This window comes from Pseudomonas sp. stari2 (assembly GCF_040760005.1).
Lineage (GTDB): Bacteria > Pseudomonadota > Gammaproteobacteria > Pseudomonadales > Pseudomonadaceae > Aquipseudomonas.
Window position 1 is genome coordinate 4,999,973 of sequence record NZ_CP099760.1, and the last position, 20,692, is coordinate 5,020,664.

Below are 20,692 nucleotides of genomic sequence, written 5' to 3' on the forward strand. Positions count from 1 at the left end.
CCTGTTGATTGTTCGGAATGACCGACCAGTGATTCCGGTTTAAGTCTGTTTATCACCCCAAAGCGGATAAATAAACTTTGCTGCATCAACCGTCACTGCTCTCGAGGAAGACCCATGAACCGCAAAATCGCATTGATCACCGGTGCCAGCCGTGGCCTCGGCAAGAACGCCGCCCTGCACCTCGCCGCGCAAGGCGTGGACATCATCGGCACCTACAACAGCCGCGCCGATGAAGCACAATCGCTGGTCGAGGAGTTGAAAACACTCGGCGCCAACGCCGTGATGCTGCAACTGGATGTCGGTCGCAGCGAAGGTTTTGCCGATTTCGCTTTGCGGGTCGAGCAGGCGCTGCAACAGCTTGAACGCCCGCGCTTCGATTTCCTGATCAACAACGCCGGAATTGGCGTGCATGCGTCCTTCGCCGACACCACGCCGGAGCAGTTCGACCTGCTGATGAACGTGCAGTTGAAAGGGCCGTTCTTCCTGACTCAGCAACTGCTGCCGCTGATCAACGATGGCGGGCGGATCATCAACATCTCCAGTGGTCTGGCCCGTTTCACCCTGCCGGGTTATGCCGCTTACGCGGCGATGAAAGGCGCGATGGAAGTGCTGACCCGCTATCAGGCCAAGGAGCTGGGTGCGCGGCAGATCGCCGTGAATATCCTTGCACCGGGCGCCATCGAAACCGACTTCGGCGGCGGCGCGGTGCGCGACAATTCGGCGCTGAACGCGATGGTCGCCAGCAACACCGCGCTGGGCCGTGCCGGGCAGCCGGATGACATTGGCGGCGCACTCGCGCTGCTGCTGTCGCCGGGGGCGCAGTGGATCAACGGTCAGCGGATTGAAGCGTCGGGCGGGATGTTTCTTTAAGCCCGAAAAAAGTCCGGACAAAAAAAATCGCAGCCCTCACCGGCTGCGATTTTTTGTTTTCAGCTCTGGCAGACGCTGCGCATCACCAGCCGCTCACGCACCACGTCATAACCCCAGTGGTAGATGTAGGTGTATGGCAGGAAGAACAGCAGCACGCCGATGTCGAGCAGGAACGCCTGCCACAGGTTGACCGACAGCCACCAGGCAATCAGCGGCACGCCCATCACGATCAACCCGCCCTCGAACAGCAGCGCATGCGCCACCCGCACCCAAGCGTTGCGGGCGATGTTCCAGCGCTTGAGCATCCGGTCGAAGAAGCCGTTGAACACCACGTTCCAGCCCAGGGCCAGCAACGCGATGGCAATGGTGACGGCGCCCATTTCCACCAGCGGTTTGCCCATGATCCACGCCAGCAGCGGCGTACAGATCAGGATCGCCAGCAGTTCGAAACCGATGGCCTGGAAGATACGTTCAGTGATGGATTTGTTGGCAGTCATGGCCGAAGTCCTCTGTGAAGATGGTTGCCATGATCCAGCACCGAACCGATACTTCATAACCAATAACCATCGATCAAGGCGATAGTTCATGGCCTCTCAGGAAGTGTTGCTGGCATTTGTTCAGGCGGCGACTCAAGGCTCGTTTTCAGCGGCAGCGCGCAAACTCGGGCGCAGTCAGTCGACAGTGAGTGCGGCGGTGGCGAGTCTTGAGATCGATCTGGACCTGGTACTGTTCGACCGCAGCAGCCGCAAGCCGACGCTGACCCCGGCCGGTCACGTGATGCTGCAACGGGCCGAGGCGATTCTGGCGGCCACCAGCCGTCTGGAAATGACCGCCCGGCAATTGGCCCAGGGTGTCGAGCCGAAACTTACGGTGGCGATTTCCGACACTTATCAGTCCGACCGTTTCGAGGCGGCGCTGGTGGGTTTCGAGCAGCGCTATCCGGATCTGGAACTGGAATGCCTGATTGCCGAGTGCGATGACCTGATCGAACTGGTGCAGCGCGGTCGAGCGCACCTGGCATTCGCGGAGATGCAGGACAACTACCCGCCAGACCTGGCGACCGCGACCGTCGCCGAGCGTACGGAAATCGCCTTGTTTGTGGGTCGCGACCATCCGCTGGCGACGCAAGAATCCATCGATCAAACGGTTCTTGAGCAGCATCGTGAGCTGCGTCTGGCCACCATCGTCAATCCCTATGACAGTCGCGGCAAAGGCCGGGTGTGGTCGGCGCCGAGTTATCTGATGCTGCTGGAAATGGCTGAAAAAGATTTCGGCTGGGCGCCACTGCCGCGCTGGCTGGTGGAGCGTTTCGGCAATGACTTGCTGGTTGAACTGAAGGTGCGCGGTTGGCCGAAACCGGTGTTCGTCGATGCACTGTGGTCGCGGCTGTACCCGCCAGGGCCGGCGGGGAGCTGGTTGCTCAGCAAGATGCTGGAATAGCTCAGGCCGCTTCGATGGCGACCGGGCGATTGACCTGAAAATATTCGTGCAACCCACGCATCGTCGGCAACTCCAGCGCCTGCGCCGCATAACACAACCCCACCCGTCGGGTCGGCGCCGGCAGGTGCAGCGCGCGCACGACAATGCGCTCATGCCCGCTGACCAGCGACTGCGGCAACATCGCCACACCGACACCCGCCGCAACCATGTGCAATGCCTGTTGCAGTGAACCGGCATGCCCCGCCACCGCTTCCGGCGAACGCCCGTAAAGCGCCATCAACCGCTGATGGGACGGATGTTGCGGACAGGTGATCCAGTCCTCGATCGGCGCCCAGCCTGCCTGCGCGTTGGCCATCGGATGATCGAGGGGCAGCGCCATCACATAGGACTCCTCCCACAGCGGAAGGAACAGTTCGTCCTCGCAGCACATTTCCTCGACCGCCAACCGACCATCGCCGTGACAGCCTTCCTCCAGGGTCAGCAGCAGATAGGGCAACGCCTGATGAGCCATGCGCACGAAAGCTTCGATGTGGCTGGCGGCAATGTCGCCCTCGATGCCGAGGGTCAGCGGCGCGCGGTTTTCGCGGCCGCGAAACATCCGGCTCAGTGCCTCGGACTCGGTCACCATCCGCCGTGCCTGCGGGTACAGCAGACGCGCTTCGTCGCTGACTTCCACGCCACGGGGCTGACGCACGAACAGCGTCGCGCCGAGTTCTTCTTCCAGTTGTTTGATGGTCACCGACAACGTGGGCTGGCTGATGAACAGCCGTTGCGCAGCGGCGGTGATGTTGCGTTCCTCGAACACCGCGAGGAAGGCTTTGAGATGGCGGATATCCATAGGAGATTCCGATGGCAGACAGAGGAATAAGGCATTTTTCAGCCTCCAGCGGGCTAAATATACTGCGTCGCGAATCTGGTTATTTGTTTTTCTTATCTCAGGAGTTCAATCATGAGCAAGCCATTGATCATCATCACCGGCGCCAGCTCGGGCATTGGCGAAGCCACCGCTCGGCGCTTGAGCGCTGCCGGCCATCCACTGTTGTTGCTGGCCCGGCGCATCGAACGCCTTGAAGCACTGGCCCTGCCGAACACCCTCAGCCGGCGCGTCGACATCACCGACCGCGCCGCGTTGCTGGCCGCTGTGGCCGAGGCTGAAGCGCGGTTCGGCCCGGCCGATGCACTGATCAATAACGCCGGGGTGATGCTGCTGGGCGAGATGAGCAAACAGGATCCGGCGCAGTGGGACCAGATGCTCGACGTCAACGTGAAAGGCCTGCTCAACGGCGTGCATGCGGTGGTCGCCGGAATGATCGAGCGCAAGCACGGCACGATCATCAACGTCAGCTCGGTGGCCGGGCGCAAGACGTTCCCGAACCATGTGGCGTACGTCGGCACCAAGTTCGCGGTGCACGGGTTGTCGGAAAACCTGCGTGAAGAGTTGTCGCCGCATAACGTGCGGGTGACCACGATTGCACCGGGGGCGGTGGAAACCGAGTTGTTGAGCCACACCACGGATGAGGCGATCAAGACTGGCTATCAGGCGTGGAAGCAGGACATGGGCGGCACAGTGTTGAGCGCCGAGGATGTGGCGACGGCGATTGCTTATGCGTATGGGCAGCCGCAGGGGGTTTGTATCCGCGAGATTGTGATGGCGGCTACTCGGCAGCAGGCCTGAGCCATCTTTTCTAAAGGCGATTGCTCGGCGCCAGTTCCTGCAATCGCCCTTCAATAAACCTGCGCTCCGGCTCCTGCCGAGTCAGTTCCAAGGCTCGCCGGTAACCGACCCGAGCCTCCTCAACCCGCCCCAACTGCCGACAAAACTCCGCCCGCGCCGAATGTGCCAAGTGGTAGTCCTGCAACTCCCCACGGTCCAGAATCCCTTCGATCAAGGTCAACCCGGCCAACGCCCCGTCACGCTTGGCCACCGCCACCGCCCGGTTCAACTCGATCACCGGTGACGGCAGCGCCCGCAACAACACGTCATACAGCCCGACGATCTGTTCCCAGTCGGTCTCCCCCGCCGTCGGCGCTTCGGCGTGCACCGCCGCAATCGCCGCTTGCAGGCAGTAAGGCCCGAACCGTCCGGTGGTCAGCGCCTTTTCCACCAGATCGCAGCCTTCGGCGATCAGTTCGGTGTTCCACAATCCGCGATCCTGATCATCCAGCAGAATCAACTCACCATCGGGCGAAGAGCGCGCCGAGCGCCGCGACTCATGCAGCAGCATCAACGCCAGCAACCCCATGACCTCTGGGTCCGGCAACAACTCCAGCAGCAACCGTCCCAAACGAATCGCCTCACGGGTCAAATCCTCGCGGGTCACCTGGGCGCCGCCGGACGCCGAGTAGCCCTCGTTGAACACCAGATAAATCACCCGCAACACGCTGTCGAGGCGCTCGGGCAATTCGCTCAGGCTCGGGACTTGATAAGGGATTTTCGCATCGCGAATCTTCGCCTTGGCGCGCACGATGCGCTGGGCAATCGCCGCCGGGGCCGAGAGAAATGCGCGGGCGATTTCCTCGGTGGTGAGATCGCAAACTTCGCGCAGGGTCAGCGGCACTTGCGCGTCCGCCGCCAGTGCCGGGTGGCAGCAGGTAAAGATCAGGCGCAGGCGATCATCTTCCACGTCTTCAACGTCCCATTCGGACTTTTCCAGCTCTTCCAGTTGCGCCAGCAACAATGGCCGTGAAGCCTTGAACCGTGCGCGACGACGCAACACGTCGATCGCCTTGAAGCGCCCGGTGGATACCAGCCACGCCCGCGGATTGTCCGGCACGCCGTCGCGTTGCCAACGCTCGACCGCGACGAAGAACGCCTCGTGCAAGGCTTCTTCGGCGAGGTCGAAATCGCCGATCAGACGGATCAGGGTCGCGAGGATCCGCCGCGAATCTTCGCGGTAGACCTGCGCGACCCGGGCCGCGACCTCAGACATTCAACTGCCGCACGGGACGCACTTCGACGCTGCCGACCCGGGCCGCCGGAATGTTGCCGGCGACCTGAATCGCTTCGTTGAGGTCCCGCGCGTCGATCAGGTAGAAACCGGCCAACTGCTCTTTGGTCTCAGCGAACGGGCCGTCGGTGATCGACAACTTGCCGTTGCGCATGCGCACCGTGGTGGCGGTCTGCACCGATTCCAGCGCTTCGGCGGCAACCATCCGGCCGCTGCCCTGGATCGACTCGGCGTAGGCCCAGCACTCGGCGTCTTCCGGACTGTCGGGCGACGAATGCAGCAGGCGCTCATCGCTGTAGACCAAGCATAAATACTTCATGGCGTTCTCCTGAATCGGACGGATCAACTATGGCTGAAGATCAGGGTTTCGCATCGAACAGCGTCGAGCCAGTCATCGGATCGAACGGTGCCGACCAGTGTTCATGGGCAATTTTCCACGCACCGCCGACCAGCCGGTAGCAGGCGGTGGCGCGCATCCAGCAGCTCTGGGTTTCACCCTTGTCATTGGTGCCACCGCAGTTGGCGACCCAGTGGGCGAAGGCGATGTTTTCCCCGGTCTCGATGGCGATTTCGTGGAACTCGAAAATGTGCGGGCCGGGGCACATTTCCATGCAGGCGATCCAGTGGGCGCGGTAGGCCTCCTTGCCCTTGAATTGCAGGGCCTTGATCGCATCGAACGAGAGGATGTCGTCGGCGTACAGGGTCATGACCTTGTCCACGTCCTTGGTCATGACGGCCTGACGGTAGGTGTCGATGATGGCTTGAATCTGCGCTTGCGTACTCATGGGGTTTCTCCCTGGTTTTTGTTGTGAAGACACCCTTTGTCGTTCGGCGATTGGCCGGATCGACAGTTGAAACAAAAAAATTCCGAAGAGAACAAAATCGCTAGAATCCGGGACTCATCTTTGTAGGAAAAAGGAAATTCCCTTGTCAGCCCGACTCGTGCCTTACGAAAGCCTGAACGCCACCCAACGCCAGCAGGTCGAGGCCATTGAAATCCATGCCGAGCAGATCAAATATTCCGGCGACATCCACGGCGCCCTGCACACGCTACTGTCGAAACCCGGCCCCGGCGTGAAAGGTTTTGCCCTGCTCGCCGAGGAAGTACCGGTGGCATTCCTGCTGCTCAAGCGCCCGCCGGTGTTGCCGGAATGGGCCGATGAGCACAGCGCAACCCTGCATGCCTTGCAGGTCGATCACCGTGCCCAAGGCAAGGGCTACGGCAAGGCTTGCCTGCTGGCGCTACCGGACGTTGCGCGCCAGGCCTGGCCGGAGATCAAAGGGCTGGAACTGTCGGTGGACGCCGACAACGACGCCGCGATTGCGCTGTACGCCAAGTACGGTTTCGTCGACAGCGGCGAAGCGTACAAGGGTCGCATCGGTTACGAGCGGCGGATGGGGTTGTTCTTCTAATCGTCGGGGGAGCAACGATGATCGAGCACAAGGCACGGGTGCGCGACATACTCTACCGACCCACCCATTGATCGTTCCCGCGCTGCGTGAGAACGATCAGGTCAGGGGCTGTTCCTCAGAGGGTCAGGATCATCTCGTGCCACGCCATCCCGCCGTGGTCGGACTCGGACGGTTTGATGTAGGCAAAGCCGAACCCGGCGTACAGCGGGATGTGCCGTTCCTTGCACATCAGGTGAATCGTCGCCTTGCCCTGGGCGCGCATGCGCTCGATGAATTCGCCCAGCAGGCGCTTGGCCAGACCCAGGCCCTGATAGTCCGGGTGCACCACCACCGACATGATCACCACGTTCGGCCCGGCCGGGTCGTGGCCGATCAGTTCCTTGAACGCCTCGTCGGACATCTGCACCTCGAACGCTGCACCGGAGTTGATGAACCCGGCCACTTGCCCGTCGACTTCGGCGACGATGAAACCGTCCGGCCAGGTGGCGATGCGCGTGGCGATCTTTTCGCGGGTCGCGGCTTCGTCGCCTTCATAGGCGAGGGTTTCGATGGCGTAGCAGCGATCCAGATCGGCAGCGGTGACGTGGCGGATGACGGTGTTCATGGCGGCTCGAAATCAGTGAAGACAAGGACGCCAAGGATAAAGGAATAAGGTGTTCATATCGATCCGCACGGGCAGCGTAAAGCCTGCGTATAAGCGCTTTTCTTCGGAATCGGGACGGTCTATTCCTGAGCACTGTCTCTGATCACCCGAAGGGGGAAACAGCTTATGAGCAGTGTGGAAATCGGTTTGTTGATGGTGTTGGGCATCAGCTTCTTCGGCTTCATCACCCTGGGCATCGACCTGTTGCGGGCGCGACGGATCAAGGGCAAATAGGGCTCGAACGGCAGCGCGAAACAGGTTCGCGCTGCCGGTTGCCCATCAGGTTTTCTTTTCGACCGGGACGCAGATTTCCAGCTTGCCGGTTTTGAGCTTCGGATTGAAATCGGCGCTGTAGCGTTCCAGCTCCGGGGCGTTGAGGCCCCTGTATTCGGAGGCCGGCAGCCAGGTTTTGTAGATGTACTCGATGGTCTGCGGCAGCTGATCCAGCGAACCCTTGTGTTCGAATACCGCGTACTGGCGCGGGAGGATTTCGATCCACGGATACTTTTCCTGCGGGAAGTCATCCAGCTTCCTGATTTCGACCCCGGCCATGTAATCGAAACCGCCGTTGCCGTCGAAATTGCTGCAGACACCGTAGGTCACTTCGCCCTTCTGCCCCGGAATATTTCCGATGTGCGGGATCAGTTTTTCCCACAGCGCAGGGATGTCCTGGACGGTCTCTTTGGTAAAGCGATCGCGAAAACCTGCAATCAGCAGGAAGTGTCCATGTTCGAAGCGAGGTTCAGCCACTTCGACGCGTTTTTGCTCATCCATGACGCGACTCCTTGAACGAAAAAAGTGGGTTCGGCTGGGAGTATAGAAGCCAAACCCGATTCGCACATTTACAGCGTATGCAGGGCCTCGGCGGCGCCGGAGCCGATGAATTCGTTATAGCCGGATACGATCACGTAGACCGCGAAATAGCAGAAGATCGCTGCAGATGCCATGTAGGAATAGCGCAGCAGCTTGTCGCCCAGCAGTTTGCCGCCGTGGCTCGCGGCGAAGCACAGGCCCGCTGACCACAGCAACCCGGCACACAGAAAACCGCCAAGGAACAGCGCCGAACTCAAAGGGCCACCGCCACCGGAACGGGCGATCAAGGTGCCGCCCACTGCCGCGAACCAGAGGATGGCGCTTGGCGACGACATGGCGAGAAAAATCCCGCGGAAGAATTCCTTGCGATGGGAGTTATGGCCGACTTCGGCCGTCGCCGCCAATTGCTCCTCGTGATGGATCGCCGAATAGATCATCTTCGCCGCGAAGTAGATCAGCAGCGCCGAACCGCCAATCCACAGCACCCAGCGCACGGTTTCGTATTGCAGCAGAACGGTCATCCCGGCCAGCGCCAGGACGGCGTAGATCAGGTCGCCGACGCAGGTACCGAGACCCAGCGCGAAGCCCTGAAAATAGCCGCGCTGCATGGCCAACGTGATCATCGCGATGTTGGCCACGCCGATGTCCAGGCACAGCGAAAGGCTCAGCAAGAAGCCGCTGGTGAATTCCATTAACCGTTTTCCTTGGGAAAAAATTGTTGTCGTGCACGCTGGACAGTCTGCCATCGCTGCCCTTATCTTCCGCCACAGGTCACCGCAGTGACCAGCGTCGCTCGGACGGTTCCGGGCGCTTACGTTATCCGAGGCAACAATGGCTGAACAAGGTTCGCCGCGCCGCTTTGCGCGCATTGATCGACTCCCCCCTTACGTTTTCAACATCACCGCCGAGCTGAAGATGGCCGCCCGACGTCGTGGCGAAGACATCATCGACTTGAGCATGGGCAACCCCGACGGCGCCACGCCGCCGCACATCGTTGAAAAACTGGTGCAGGTTGCACAACGCGAAGACACCCACGGCTACTCCACGTCCAAGGGCATTCCGCGCCTGCGTCGGGCGATTTCCAACTGGTACAAGGAACGCTACGAGGTCGATATCGACCCTGAAAGCGAAGCCATCGTCACCATCGGTTCCAAGGAAGGCCTGGCTCACCTGATGCTGGCGACCCTGGATCAGGGCGACACCGTGCTGGTGCCGAACCCGAGCTACCCGATTCACATCTACGGTGCCGTGATTGCCGGCGCCCAGGTGCGGTCGGTGCCGCTGGTGCCAGGTGTGGATTTCTTCGACGAGCTGGAACGGGCGATTCGCGGCTCGATCCCGAAACCGAAGATGATGATTCTGGGCTTCCCGTCCAACCCTACCGCGCAGTGCGTGGAGCTGGATTTCTTCGAACGCGTGATCGCCCTCGCCAAACAGTACGACGTGCTGGTGGTGCACGATCTGGCCTACGCCGACATCGTCTATGACGGCTGGAAAGCCCCGTCGATCATGCAGGTGCCGGGCGCCAAGGACATCGCGGTGGAGTTTTTCACCCTGTCCAAGAGCTACAACATGGCGGGCTGGCGGATCGGTTTCATGGTCGGCAACCCGGAACTGGTCAGCGCCCTGGCGCGAATCAAGAGCTACCACGACTACGGCACGTTCACCCCGCTGCAGGTGGCCGCGATTGCTGCGCTGGAAGGCGATCAGCAATGCGTGCGCGACATCGCCGAGCAGTATCGTCAGCGCCGTAACGTGCTGGTCAAAGGCCTGCATGAACTGGGCTGGATGGTCGAAAACCCGAAAGCCTCGATGTACGTCTGGGCGAAGATTCCCGACGCCTACGCGCACCTCGGCTCGCTGGAGTTCGCCAAGAAGCTGCTGGCCGAGGCCAAGGTCTGCGTCTCGCCGGGTGTCGGCTTTGGTGAGTACGGCGACGATCACGTGCGCTTCGCGCTGATCGAGAACCAGGACAGGATTCGTCAGGCGGTACGCGGGATTCGCGGGATGTTCCGGGCGGATGGCCTGGGCACCAAGTAACTCGCGAATTGCACCCACAAAAAAACCGCATCGCTGCGGTTTTTTTGTGCCTGCGATTCGCCGTTAGACGAACAGCGACAGCAACAGAATGAAGCCCAGACCCACCACCGACAGGATGGTTTCCATCGCCGTCCAGGTCTTGAAGGTCTCGGCCACGGTCATGTTGAAGTACTGCTTCACCAGCCAGAAACCGGCGTCGTTGACGTGGGACAGGATCAGCGAGCCGGCACCGGTGGCCAGCACCAGCAGCTCACGGTTCACGCCCGGAATCATCCCCACCACCGGCACCACGATGCCCGCGCCAGTAATGGTCGCGACGGTCGCCGAACCGGTGGCGATGCGGATCACCGCCGCCACCAGCCATGCCAACAGGATCGGCGAGATCTGTGCGCTGACCGCCATGTGGCCGATCACGTCGCCCACGCCGCTGGTCACCAGCATCTGCTTGAAGCCGCCGCCGGCACCGATGATCAGGATGATCGCGGCAGTCGGCGCCAGGCTCGCATCCAGCCACTTGAGCATCTGCTGAGAACCGATGCCCTGCTTGGCGCCGAAGGTGTACAGCGACAGCAGCAAGGCCAGCAACAACGCCGAGATCGGGTGACCGATCATGTCCATCCAGGTGCGGAAGAAATGACCGTCCGGAAGCGCCACGTCGGCGAAGGTTTTCAGCAGCATCAGGAACACCGGCAGCAGCACGGTGACCAGGGTGATGCCGAAGCTTGGCAGCTTGGCCGAATCGGTTTCACGGGCCAGTTGATCGACCAGTTCCTGATTCGGATGACCCGGGATGTGCTTGGCGATGAACGTACCGAAGATCGGGCCGGCAATGATGGCGGTCGGCAGCGCAACGATCAGACCGTAGAGAATGGTCTTGCCGATGTCGGCACCGAACACGCCGATGGCCAGCAGCGGGCCCGGGTGCGGTGGCACCAGACCATGCACGGCGGACAGGCCGGCGAGCAGCGGGATACCGATCTTGATGATCGACACGCCAGTGCGACGAGCAACGATGAACACCAGCGGAATCAGCAGCACGAAGCCGATTTCGAAGAACAGCGGAATGCCCACCAGGAACGCGGCGAACATCATCGCCCACTGCACTTTGTCCTTGCCGAAGGCGCGGATCAGGGTCTGGGCGATCTGATCGGCACCGCCGGATTCGGCCATCATTTTGCCGAGCATGGTGCCCAGCGCGAGGATGATGCCGACGAAACCGAGCACGCCACCGAAGCCGTCCTGGAACGCCTTGATGATGGTGCCGATCGGCATGCCGGACGTCAGGCCGAGGAACGCGGCGGCGATGGTCAGCGCAATAAAGGGATGGATCTTGAACTTGGTGATCAGGACGATAAGCCCGATCACCGTGACTACTGCATCAAGCAGCAGGTAGGCGTCATGGGACATGCCAAACATTGGGGGTGTCTCCTGGTTTGTTGTTGTTATTAAAGCGGGTTAATCAGAAGCCGAAAGGACAGCGCTATCTTCACAATCACACTCATACCGCCTGTTTCAGGCCATGAGCCTGCCACCAGACATGGGCTTGCGACGCGAGTTCTTCAACGCTGTGGATCGAAGCATTCAGGGCAAGGGTCAACGGCTCGCCTACCGGCGATTCGAGGGTGGCGAACTGACTTTCGATCAGCGTCGCCGGCATGAAGTGGCCCGGGCGATGGGACACGCGGTCGGCGGCGACTTCAGGCGTCAATTCGAGGAACACAAAGCCCAGGCCCGGCAAGGCGCTGCGCAGACGTTCGCGGTAAATGTGCTTGAGGGCCGAGCAGGTCAGCACCGGGCGTTCGCCCAGAGCGTCAACACGACGCAGCTCATCGCACAGGCTGTCGAGCCAGCCGGCACGGTCTTCGTCGTTCAGGGGGATCCCCGCGCTCATCTTTTCGATGTTCGCGGCCGGATGGAAAGTATCGCCTTCAATGGCAGTGGCGCCGCTCAATTGGCACAGAGCCTCGCTGACGCACGTCTTGCCGCAACCGGCAACGCCCATGATGACCAGGGCGGTGATGGGATGATTCATGTAACACCTCAGCGCGCAGACAGCGCTACCTTTGCTAGCTATGACTCTAGTGCACAGGCAGAAGTTGCCGACGCCTTCTTGTCGTTTTTTTGGGTTGCAGCAGGTTTTGTCCCAACGCCAAAAAGCGAGGATCAGGCAGGACCTCGCTCACGCATTTGCAGCTGCATAAGGACAGCGCTACCTTAGTGCCTTGATTTTTGTTTGGCAAGCCGCCCGATGACCACCCCTAAAAACGATAAAAACACCCGCACCACCGGCCGTCCCACCCTCAATGAAGTTGCCCGGCTGGCTGGCGTCAGCCCGATTACCGCTTCTCGCGCATTGCGCGGGGTCAGCACCGTCGCCACCGAACTGGTGGAAAAAGTCCAGAAAGCCGCGCTGGAACTCAACTACGTGGTCAACCCCGCCGCCCGCGCCCTGGCCTCGGCCCAGAGCCATTCGGTGGTAGTGCTGGTGCCTTCGCTGGCCAACCTGTTGTTCATCGACACCCTGGAAGCCATTCATCGGGTGCTCACGCCCAAAGGCTTCGAAGTGCTGATCGGCAACTTCCACTATTCCCGCGATGAAGAAGAGAACCTGCTGCGCAACTACATGGCCTATCAGCCACGCGGCCTCCTGCTGACCGGCTTCGACCGCACCGAAACCTCGCGGCGGATGATCGAGGCCAGCAATATTCCCTGCGTGTACATGATGGAACTGGACAGCGCCGCCGGGGTGAACTGCGTCGGTTTCTCCCAGCTCAGCGCCGGTGAAACCGCTGCAGAACATTTGCTGTCCCGTGGCCGCAAGCGCCTGGCGTACATCGGCGCGCAGCTTGATCAACGCACCCTGCTGCGCGGTGAAGGCTTTCGCAAGGCGTTGCAGAAGGCCGGCCGCTACGATCCGGATCTGGAAGTGCTGACCCCGCGTTCATCCTCCGTGGGCCTGGGCGGCGAGTTGTTCCTGCAACTGCTGGCGGCGCATCCGGACGTCGATGCGATCTTTTTCGGCAACGACGACCTGGCTCAGGGCGCCCTGCTCGAAGCCCTGCGCAACGACATCAGGATCCCCGAGCAAGTGGCGATCCTCGGCTTCAACGACCTGCCGATGTCGGAGCACATGGTGCCGCGCCTGAGCAGCATCAACACCCCGCGCGAGGCCATCGGCCGGCGTGCGGCGGAGCAGATGCTGACGCTGATGGCCGGCAACAGTGTGGCGCGCCCGGTCGAGGACATGGGCTTCGAACTGAAAATCCGCGAGAGCACCTGACTCAACCGCCCAGCAACTCCACAAGAGCCAGCGCCCCCTTCTGCAACGGCTGGCTCTTGAGCCACACCGCGTGTACCGGCAGCACCAGGCCGTTTTCGATGTTACGGAAATTCAGCCGTTTCAATCGTCCGCTATCAAGCCAAGGTTGCACCACCGACAGTGGAAAATTGCCCCAGCCCAACCCTGCCTCGACCATCTCCAGCGCCGTCTCCAGATTGTCGGTGCGCCAGTGGGATTCAGCCACCAGCGGCCGGGTTTCGCTGATCGGCAAGTCGCGGCTGCCGACCACAATCTGCCGCACGTGTACCAGATCCTCGAGAAACAGATCCTGCCCCTGCAACAGCGGACTGTCCGCTGCCAGCGTGGCGATCATCCGTTCACTGCCGACAAACTGAAAACGCTCCAGCACGTTCACGCTCAACCCGGCGAACGCCAGGCACACGCTGACCCGGCCACTGTGAAGCATCGCCAGCACATCGTCCTGCGGCGCGGTCAACACTTCGATATCGAGCAGCGGATGACGTTCGCTGATCTCCTTGATGGCCGCCAGCAACCGTCGACGATCGATATCCGCCGCCACGCCAATCGACAATTTGCTCTCCAGCCCCAGCGACAACTGCACCGCGTGCACCTGCAATTGCTTGAGCTGATCGGCGATCAATCGCGCATGGGGCACCAGCGAAAGCGCCATGGCCGTGGGTTGCGGTTCGCGATGACTGCGATCAAACAAGGGATAGCCGAGTTCGGCCTCCAGATTGCCGACGGCCATGCTTACTGCCGACGGGACTTTGCCCAACGCCCTGGCAGCGGCGGAAAACGAGCCGCGTTCGATTACGGCGAGAAACAGCTCGATGCTTTCGCTGTTGAAATTCACTTCATGTACCTATCAATAAAAATGAAAGCTTCTGACTTTTTCTGTCATTGCCATTGAAGCTATCTTTCATCGCCTTCGCCAGCCCCGTTGGCCACAAGTCGCAAGAAAGAGGCAAATCCCCATGCAAGGCGTCAAACGCAAACTGGTCTACGTGTCGCTCTATGAAGTGATCGGCATGACCTTCTCGGCCTTCGGCCTGGCCTTGTTGTCCGGCACCTCGCCCGGCAGCACCGGTCCGCTGGCGGTGATCATCACCACGATCGCCGTGACCTGGAACTTCATCTACACCTCGCTGTTCGAGCGCTGGGAAAGCCGTCAGGTCTCGCGCACCCGCACGGTCAAACGCCGCATCGCCCACGCCGTCGGCTTCCAGCTGACACTGATCGTGTTCCTGATTCCGCTGATCGCCTGGTGGATGAACATCAGCCTGGTGCAGGCGTTTCTGCTGGATCTGGCGCTGATCGTGTTCATCCCCTGCTACACCTTCGCCTTCAACTGGCTGTTCGATAAGGTGTTCGGTTTGCCGGCCTCGGCGCTGCCGGATCCGACACTCGCAGCATGAATCGCTGATTGGTAAGCGGATATTGCAAGAAATCGGCAGTTTTCCTGCTTAAGCCGCCGATATAAGCAATCCTTGATTTCCGATAGCAGGCTAAGCTTTTCCATCATAAAAAAATGGATCGGCCCATGACTGCACACGCCCCCGCCGCCGCGCAACGCGACGGCATCGACCCGATACGCGCCGCACAGATTTCCGCCCGCATCGACCGCCTGCCGGCTGTCGCCACGATCTGGCGGCTGGTGGCGCTGCTGTCGATCGGTGGTTTCTTCGAACTCTACGACCTGTTCCAGACCGCCTACATCAGTCCCGGTCTGATCCGCGACGGCATTTTCGCCACCGGCAATCAGGGCGTGTTCGGTTTCTCCGATCAGGCCGCGTTCGCCTCGGCGACGTTCCTCGGCCTGTTTCTCGGTGCCAGCCTGCTCAGCCCCATGGCGGATCGTTTCGGGCGGCGGGCGATTTTCACCTTCGCGCTGGTCTGGTACACCGTGGCCACGGTGCTGATGGGCGTGCAGAGTTCGGCGCTGGGAATCATCTGCATGCGTTTTCTGGTGGGCATCGGCCTCGGCATCGAACTGGTGACCATCGACGCCTACCTCTCGGAACTGGTGCCCAAACGCATGCGCAGTTCGGCGTTCGCCTTCGCGTTTTTCGTGCAGTTCCTGTCGGTGCCGGCGGTGGCATTGATGTCGTGGTGGCTGGTGCCGCAGACGCCGTTCGGAGTGTCCGGCTGGCGCTGGGTGGTGTTGGCGAGTGCAGTGTTTGCGCTGTTCATCTGGTGGTTGCGCAAGCGCCTGCCGGAGTCGCCGCGCTGGCTGGCTCAGCATGGCCGTTTCGATGAAGCGAACCGGATTCTCGACGGTATCGAGGCACGCTGCGAGAAGGATCATCACCAGCCACTGGACGCGCCGGAAGCAGTGGCGGTGGATGTCGAAGGCAAGGGCCGTTTCGCCGACATCTGGCAACCGCCGTATCGCCGCCGGGCGTTGATGTTGATCGTCTTCCACATCTTCCAGGCCATCGGTTTCTTCGGCTTCGGCAACTGGCTGCCGGCATTGCTTTCCGGCCAGGGCGTCAGTGTCACTCACAGCCTGATGTACGCGTTCATCATCACCCTCGCTTACCCGCTCGGGCCGTTGCTGTTCGTGAAATTCGCCAACCGCTTCGAGAACAAATGGCAGATCGTCGGCTCGGCCCTCGGCGCCATGACCTTCGGCACCTTGTTCGCGTTGCAGACCAGCGCCTTCGGCCTGATCTTCTGCGGTGTGATGATCACCTTCTGCAACGCCTGGCTGAGCTTCAGTTATCACTCCTATCAGAGCGAACTGTTCCCCACCAACATCCGCGCCCGGGCGGTAGGGTTCTGCTATTCGTTCAGCCGGTTGTCGACGGTGTTCAGCAGCCTGTTGATCGGTCTGTTTCTCGATCACTTCGGCACACCGGGCGTGTTGGCGTTCATCGTCGCCAGCATGCTGATCGTGATGTTGACCATCGGTTATTTCGGCCCCCGCACCCGCAACCTTGCGCTGGAAAACATTGCCCATCGCTGACAGACAACGGTCATCCTCTGCCGCCTAACGGCAACGGATGACCGCTTCGCTTGGTTATGTTTGAACCCAAGTCACTGAAATCAAAGAACATGTTCGCAAGGCACGGTATTTGCTCCCATCAGACCGACAGCCATTACCCACAGGTCTATCCATCATGTTGGTCAGTGCAAAACAACAGCAAATCATCCATCTGCCCAAGCACCTGAATGATGATGCAACCACCACCGCCGCTGCCGGCCTGCAAGGCGGGTTGCATGGCGCAATGCTGCAAACCCTGCAAGCGCAGACACAGGCGCAAACCGCTGAAGCCACCGCCAAGGTGCAAGAGTCGGCCACCCAGCTCACCACTCAGCAAGTCAGCGAAGCCACGCGCATCAGCGACAACGTCGACGAGGCATTCGCCAAGACCCGCGTCGCCCTGCAAACCTCTGATGCTTCGCCGACCAAGTCCTCAGGTTCATCGGCGCTGGACGAGTTCAAAGACTACATGAGCAAAACGCCGGAACAGCGTCTGCGCGACAGTATCCTGAAAGAAATGGGCCTGACCGAGGACGACATCAAAGCCATGCCGCCGGAGAAACAACTGGCCATCGGCAAAGAGATCGCCGAGCGCCTGCAAGACAAGATGAAGCTGGCCGAAGCCGAGAAGCAGAACAAGCAAGACGCCAACTCGGCGAAGATCAGCGACCAGTCGGCCGACAAGTTCCTCGCTTCGCTCTAACGAACGGCGCAATGAAAAAAGGATCCCTGCGGGGATCCTTTTTTTCAGCCGTGAAGCCGTCAGTTCAACTGCAACGTCTCGTTGAACTGGCTGATCGCATCCACCACATGCCGCGAGCCCTGCTGAATCTCGCGGATCGCGTCCCCCGCCTCGTTCGCCAGTTCCACCCCGAGCCCGGTGCGGCTCAGGCTCGACTGCATGCTCGACACTGCACTCAATGACAGCTCATGGTTCTTGCGTACCACATCGACGATCTCCAGGGTCGCCTGACTGGTCCGCGCCGCGAGGCTGCGCACTTCGTCCGCCACCACCGCAAAACCGCGCCCGTGTTCACCCGCCCGCGCCGCTTCGATGGCCGCGTTGAGCGCCAGCAGGTTGGTCTGGTCGGCGATCCCGCGAATGGTCTGAACGATGGTGCCGATGATGTCCGATTGCTTGCTCACCGCATCGATGCTCAGCGCCGCTTCGTTGAGGTCGCGGGAAATATCCTGAATGATCTGCACCGTTTGCTGCACGACCTGTGAGCCTTTTTGCGCACAGGCGTCGTTTTGTACCGAGGTGCTGTGGGCCGATTCCGCAGCGGTCTGCAACGTGGTCATCTGATGGGTGATGTCACTGGCAAACTTCACCACTTTGTACAACCGGCCCTTGGCGTCGAACAGCGGATTGTAAGAGGCTTCGAGATAAACGGTCTGTCCGGACTTGTTCTTGCGCTCGAAGCGGTGCGAGTGATATTCGCCGCGATTGAGCGAGGCCCAGAACGCCTTGTATTGCGCCGACTCGGCTTCGGCACGGTGACAGAACAGACTGTGGTGATGACCAACGATTTCGTTGAGCGAGTACTGCATGGTCTTGAGGAAGTTGTCGTTGGCCGTGATCACATTGCCTTCCGGGGTGAACTCGATCACGGCCATCGAACGACTGATAGCGGCGAGCATGCTTTCCTCTTCTTTTTCCTTGTTCACTCGCGCCGTAATGTCCGAGGCCACTTTGATCACACTGCGGACTTGTTTGTCCGGGCCATACACCGGCATGTAACTGGCTTCGAGCCAGATCTCCCGGCCGCTCTTGTTCAAGCGCAGAAAAGTACCGCTAATGGGTTCGCCCCGGGCCAGGTCACGCCACAACTTGGCGTATTCCTCGCTGCGATAGAACTCTTCTTCACAAAAGATCCGGTGATGTTTGCCACGCACCTCTTCGGCGCTGTAGCCCATGGTCTTGCAGAAGTTGTCATTGGCATCCAGAACGATGCCGTCGGGGCTGAACTCGATCATCGCCATCGAACGGCTGATCGCCGCCAACTTCGCATTGGCTTCAGTCAATGCACAGCTGAAACGCTCGATTTCCTGCAGGTCAGCCTTGTGATGTAGGTTGAACATGTCTCTATCACCTTTCGCGCGGTTCTTTGATTTGTTGAAAGTTCAGGTCTTTCAGAATCCACCACCACGTTCCACAGAACAGGCACACGCATTCCTCCACGGGAGGAAGTTGTCAGGTGATAAACGATGATTAATCAAAGAGTCCATGCAGCGACGCTCTAATCAAGACATCCTTCTCTTGATAGCCCGCAGGCGGGCCATTCCTAACGTATAGAAGAACTTCCATTTAAAAACAGCTCCTTGTCGGTCAAGTGTCGGTGCCTTGAATTGCGCACTCTGGCAGCTTTGTTCGTGGCTAACCGGTTGCCGTCGGAGCACATTGAAGGGCATTCGACATAGTTAGTTCTGAATGAGCATAGACAGCACAAGGCCTTGCGCAAGGCCACTAGTCGGCCAGCACTGAGGGAATTCGGACAGGAAACGAACGAGAAACGGTTCAGCGCAAAAAGGTTTTGTCTGGTCGAACGCCATCGCGGGCTTGCCCGCGATGGCGTCGGTGTAGCACTACAGAAATATCGGAAAAGAACTACAGACTCCCGCTCACCTTGTTTGCCACTTCACCCGGCACCCAAGGTTTCCACACTTGCGGTTGATCGCGCAGAAACGCTTCGGCCACCTGACGTGGTTGCTGACGCTTCTCGCTCATCCCGGCCAGGGTCTGGTTCAGCAGATCAATCGGCAAATCGACTTTCTCAAAGAACGTCACCAGTTCCGGGTACTGCGCCTTGAACGGTGCCGACACGCCAATCGCCAGGCTTGCCGGCATCGAGCGGGTACCTTTCGGGTTGGGGTTGTTGGCATCGGCCAGGGTTTTCCAGGCTTCGGCGTCGAACGGCGGTTCTTCCAGCTTCACCAGTTTGAAACGGCCGAGCAACGGTGTTGGCGACCAGTAGTAGAACAGCACCGGCTTGCCGCGCTTGATCGACGACGCCACCTCGGCATCCAGTGCCGCGCCGGAACCAGTGCGGAAGTTGACGAAGCTGTCGTTCAGCGCATAGGCCTTGAGCTTCTGGCTGTTGACGATTTCCGAGGTCCAGCCGGTCGGGCTGTTGAGGAAGCGACCACGGCTCGGGTCTTCCGGATCCTTGAACACATCCTTGTAGCGCGGCAGGTCGGCCACGGACTTCAGTTCCGGCGCCAGCGGTTTGATCCCGCGCTCCGGGTCGCCCTTGATCACGTATTCCGGCACCCACCAGCCTTCGGTGGCGCCCTTCACGGTGTCACCGAGGCCGAACACCTTGCCCTCGGCGGCAGCCTTGACCCACGCCGGACTGCGCCCGGCCCACTCTTCGCCGATCACTTGAATGTCGTTTTTCGCCAGCGCCGCTTCGAGGCTGACGGTGCTGCCAGGCAGCGTGTCGGTCGGGTAGCCGTAGCCTTTCTCGACGATCAGGCGCAGCACTTCGGTGATGAAACTGCCGCTTTCCCAGGTGATGTCGCCGAAGTGGATCGGCGCTTTTGTTTCCGAGGCGACAACGTGCCCGGCAGTCAAGGTCAGGGCCAGCAGCGAACTGCCGAGCAGGGTTTTGATCGATCTCATGCGGACCTCTTGTTCTGGGAGGAAATCAGGGTTTGGTTGGCGCTGTGGCGATTGCACAGGGCTTGGGAACGGGTCATGTACATGCTTACTGAACGCTGGGAGATGCCCAGTTCGGCAGCGATTTGCGGGTAGGTCAGGCCGTCGATGCGGGCCAGCAGAAAGGTCGAGCGCACCTTGCCCGGCAGGCGCTGGAGCGTCCGGTCCAGTTGCTTGAGGCTCTGCGACAGGTCGGCGAGCTCTTCGGGAGACGGCGCGTGATCGAGGTCGCGTTGTTGCAGTTGTTGCAAATGCCGACGCTCCAGATCGCCCCGCCGCCAGCGCTCGTACAGCAGGCGCTGGGCGATGGTGGTGAGCAAGGCGCGGGGTTCGCGGATGGCGGTCAGGCCCGGGGCTTCGAGCAGTTGCGCGAAGGTTTCGGCGGCGATGTCTTCGGCGCTGGCTGCATCGTTCGATTGCCGACGCAGGCGTGCACACAACCATGGGTAATGGTCGCGAAACAACGTGTTCACATGATTGCGATGGGATGCGTCGGCGCCGGACATGGGGGCTCCTTGGTCAAGGGTCGCTGAATGTCCGGTCGTCCGGTGGCGCGATCCTAGCAAGGTGCCTTATGCGTTAA

The 20,692-nt window shown here is 60.5% G+C and carries 23 protein-coding genes; 9 read left to right on the forward strand and 14 right to left on the reverse strand.

Annotated elements, in window-relative coordinates; translation table 11 throughout:
- The first annotated feature begins 114 nt into the window (after positions 1-114).
- The gene (locus tag NH234_RS22865; RefSeq protein WP_085730329.1) at positions 115-870 is read left to right on the forward strand and encodes an SDR family oxidoreductase; all 756 of its coding nucleotides are present in this window, start codon (positions 115-117) and stop codon (positions 868-870) included.
- A 59-nt stretch (positions 871-929) separates the two neighbouring features.
- Here NH234_RS22865 and NH234_RS22870 read toward each other — a convergent pair whose 3' ends face one another.
- Positions 930-1,367 (reverse strand): multidrug/biocide efflux PACE transporter, encoded by a 438-nt coding sequence (locus tag NH234_RS22870; protein ID WP_367254381.1) that lies wholly within the window; start codon positions 1,365-1,367, stop codon positions 930-932.
- An 88-nt stretch (positions 1,368-1,455) separates the two neighbouring features.
- On the opposite strand from NH234_RS22870, the gene NH234_RS22875 reads away from it, so the two are divergent.
- Entirely contained in the window at positions 1,456-2,310 is an 855-nt protein-coding gene (locus tag NH234_RS22875; RefSeq protein ID WP_367254382.1) for a LysR family transcriptional regulator, read from the forward strand.
- A gap of 1 nt (position 2,311) precedes the next feature.
- On the opposite strand, the gene NH234_RS22880 is transcribed toward NH234_RS22875, so the two are convergent.
- Positions 2,312-3,148 (reverse strand): LysR family transcriptional regulator, encoded by an 837-nt coding sequence (locus tag NH234_RS22880; protein ID WP_367254383.1) that lies wholly within the window; start codon positions 3,146-3,148, stop codon positions 2,312-2,314.
- A gap of 111 nt (positions 3,149-3,259) precedes the next feature.
- On the opposite strand from NH234_RS22880, the gene NH234_RS22885 reads away from it, so the two are divergent.
- Positions 3,260-3,985, forward strand: a complete 726-nt coding sequence (locus NH234_RS22885) for an SDR family oxidoreductase (protein WP_367254384.1) — start codon at positions 3,260-3,262, stop codon at positions 3,983-3,985.
- A 10-nt stretch (positions 3,986-3,995) separates the two neighbouring features.
- On the opposite strand, the gene NH234_RS22890 is transcribed toward NH234_RS22885, so the two are convergent.
- Genes NH234_RS22890 through NH234_RS22900 form a run of 3 tightly spaced genes read right to left on the reverse strand, consistent with a single transcriptional unit; the run spans position 3,996 to position 6,043 of the window.
- The gene (locus NH234_RS22890) at positions 3,996-5,240 is read right to left on the reverse strand and encodes an RNA polymerase sigma factor (protein WP_085730324.1); all 1,245 of its coding nucleotides are present in this window, start codon (positions 5,238-5,240) and stop codon (positions 3,996-3,998) included.
- On the reverse strand, positions 5,233-5,577 hold the full coding sequence (locus tag NH234_RS22895) for a YciI family protein (protein ID WP_007951101.1): 345 nt from the start codon (positions 5,575-5,577) through the stop codon (positions 5,233-5,235). Before NH234_RS22895 ends, NH234_RS22890 begins: the two co-directional genes overlap by 8 nt.
- Positions 5,578-5,617: 40 nt before the next feature.
- Entirely contained in the window at positions 5,618-6,043 is a 426-nt protein-coding gene (locus NH234_RS22900; RefSeq protein ID WP_367254385.1) for a nuclear transport factor 2 family protein, read from the reverse strand.
- Between the two features lie 142 nt (positions 6,044-6,185).
- Between NH234_RS22900 and NH234_RS22905 the strand changes: the two genes are divergently transcribed.
- A complete protein-coding gene (locus tag NH234_RS22905; protein WP_085730322.1) occupies positions 6,186-6,671 on the forward strand; it encodes an N-acetyltransferase in 486 nt (161 codons plus the stop codon).
- 115 nt (positions 6,672-6,786) lie between these two features.
- On the opposite strand, the gene NH234_RS22910 is transcribed toward NH234_RS22905, so the two are convergent.
- From NH234_RS22910 to NH234_RS22920, 3 genes are all read right to left on the reverse strand, one after another.
- The gene (locus tag NH234_RS22910) at positions 6,787-7,275 is read right to left on the reverse strand and encodes a GNAT family N-acetyltransferase (protein WP_085730321.1); all 489 of its coding nucleotides are present in this window, start codon (positions 7,273-7,275) and stop codon (positions 6,787-6,789) included.
- 318 nt (positions 7,276-7,593) lie between these two features.
- Positions 7,594-8,088 (reverse strand): GyrI-like domain-containing protein, encoded by a 495-nt coding sequence (locus NH234_RS22915; RefSeq protein ID WP_367254386.1) that lies wholly within the window; start codon positions 8,086-8,088, stop codon positions 7,594-7,596.
- Positions 8,089-8,156: 68 nt separating this feature from the next.
- Positions 8,157-8,819, reverse strand: a complete 663-nt coding sequence (locus NH234_RS22920; protein WP_367254387.1) for a LysE family translocator — start codon at positions 8,817-8,819, stop codon at positions 8,157-8,159.
- A gap of 139 nt (positions 8,820-8,958) precedes the next feature.
- On the opposite strand from NH234_RS22920, the gene alaC reads away from it, so the two are divergent.
- Entirely contained in the window at positions 8,959-10,167 is a 1,209-nt protein-coding gene (gene alaC / locus NH234_RS22925; protein ID WP_085730318.1) for an alanine transaminase, read from the forward strand.
- Between the two features lie 63 nt (positions 10,168-10,230).
- On the opposite strand, the gene NH234_RS22930 is transcribed toward alaC, so the two are convergent.
- Together NH234_RS22930 and NH234_RS22935 are read right to left on the reverse strand one after the other, a co-directional pair.
- Positions 10,231-11,583: a GntP family permease gene (locus NH234_RS22930; protein ID WP_085730317.1), complete on the reverse strand. Its 1,353-nt coding sequence runs from the start codon at positions 11,581-11,583 to the stop codon at positions 10,231-10,233.
- Between the two features lie 82 nt (positions 11,584-11,665).
- Positions 11,666-12,199 (reverse strand): gluconokinase, encoded by a 534-nt coding sequence (locus NH234_RS22935; protein WP_085730316.1) that lies wholly within the window; start codon positions 12,197-12,199, stop codon positions 11,666-11,668.
- Positions 12,200-12,415: 216 nt separating this feature from the next.
- On the opposite strand from NH234_RS22935, the gene NH234_RS22940 reads away from it, so the two are divergent.
- Complete coding sequence (locus tag NH234_RS22940; RefSeq protein WP_085730315.1) at positions 12,416-13,447, forward strand: LacI family DNA-binding transcriptional regulator; 1,032 nt, start codon at positions 12,416-12,418, stop codon at positions 13,445-13,447.
- 1 nt (position 13,448) lies between these two features.
- On the opposite strand, the gene NH234_RS22945 is transcribed toward NH234_RS22940, so the two are convergent.
- Positions 13,449-14,321 (reverse strand): LysR family transcriptional regulator, encoded by an 873-nt coding sequence (locus tag NH234_RS22945; protein WP_085730314.1) that lies wholly within the window; start codon positions 14,319-14,321, stop codon positions 13,449-13,451.
- Between the two features lie 121 nt (positions 14,322-14,442).
- Here NH234_RS22945 and NH234_RS22950 point away from each other — a divergent pair, with 121 nt between their 5' ends.
- From NH234_RS22950 to NH234_RS22960, 3 genes are all read left to right on the forward strand, one after another.
- Positions 14,443-14,883 (forward strand): PACE efflux transporter, encoded by a 441-nt coding sequence (locus tag NH234_RS22950; protein WP_367254388.1) that lies wholly within the window; start codon positions 14,443-14,445, stop codon positions 14,881-14,883.
- 125 nt (positions 14,884-15,008) lie between these two features.
- The gene (locus NH234_RS22955; protein WP_367254389.1) at positions 15,009-16,433 is read left to right on the forward strand and encodes an MFS transporter; all 1,425 of its coding nucleotides are present in this window, start codon (positions 15,009-15,011) and stop codon (positions 16,431-16,433) included.
- 154 nt (positions 16,434-16,587) lie between these two features.
- Entirely contained in the window at positions 16,588-17,154 is a 567-nt protein-coding gene (locus NH234_RS22960; protein ID WP_367254390.1) for a hypothetical protein, read from the forward strand.
- A gap of 59 nt (positions 17,155-17,213) precedes the next feature.
- Here the strand turns inward: NH234_RS22960 and NH234_RS22965 are convergent, their stop codons facing one another.
- The 3 genes from NH234_RS22965 to NH234_RS22975 all read right to left on the reverse strand — a co-directional run bounded on the left by NH234_RS22965 (position 17,214) and on the right by NH234_RS22975 (position 20,615).
- Positions 17,214-18,533: a methyl-accepting chemotaxis protein gene (locus tag NH234_RS22965; RefSeq protein ID WP_367254391.1), complete on the reverse strand. Its 1,320-nt coding sequence runs from the start codon at positions 18,531-18,533 to the stop codon at positions 17,214-17,216.
- 526 nt (positions 18,534-19,059) lie between these two features.
- Positions 19,060-20,073 carry an ABC transporter substrate-binding protein gene (locus NH234_RS22970; protein WP_085730309.1) on the reverse strand — a complete coding sequence of 338 codons (1,014 nt, stop codon included), beginning with the start codon at positions 20,071-20,073 and terminating at the stop codon, positions 19,060-19,062.
- Positions 20,070-20,615 (reverse strand): sigma-70 family RNA polymerase sigma factor, encoded by a 546-nt coding sequence (locus tag NH234_RS22975; protein WP_367254392.1) that lies wholly within the window; start codon positions 20,613-20,615, stop codon positions 20,070-20,072. Before NH234_RS22975 ends, NH234_RS22970 begins: the two co-directional genes overlap by 4 nt.
- Between the last annotated feature and the right edge of the window lie 77 nt (positions 20,616-20,692).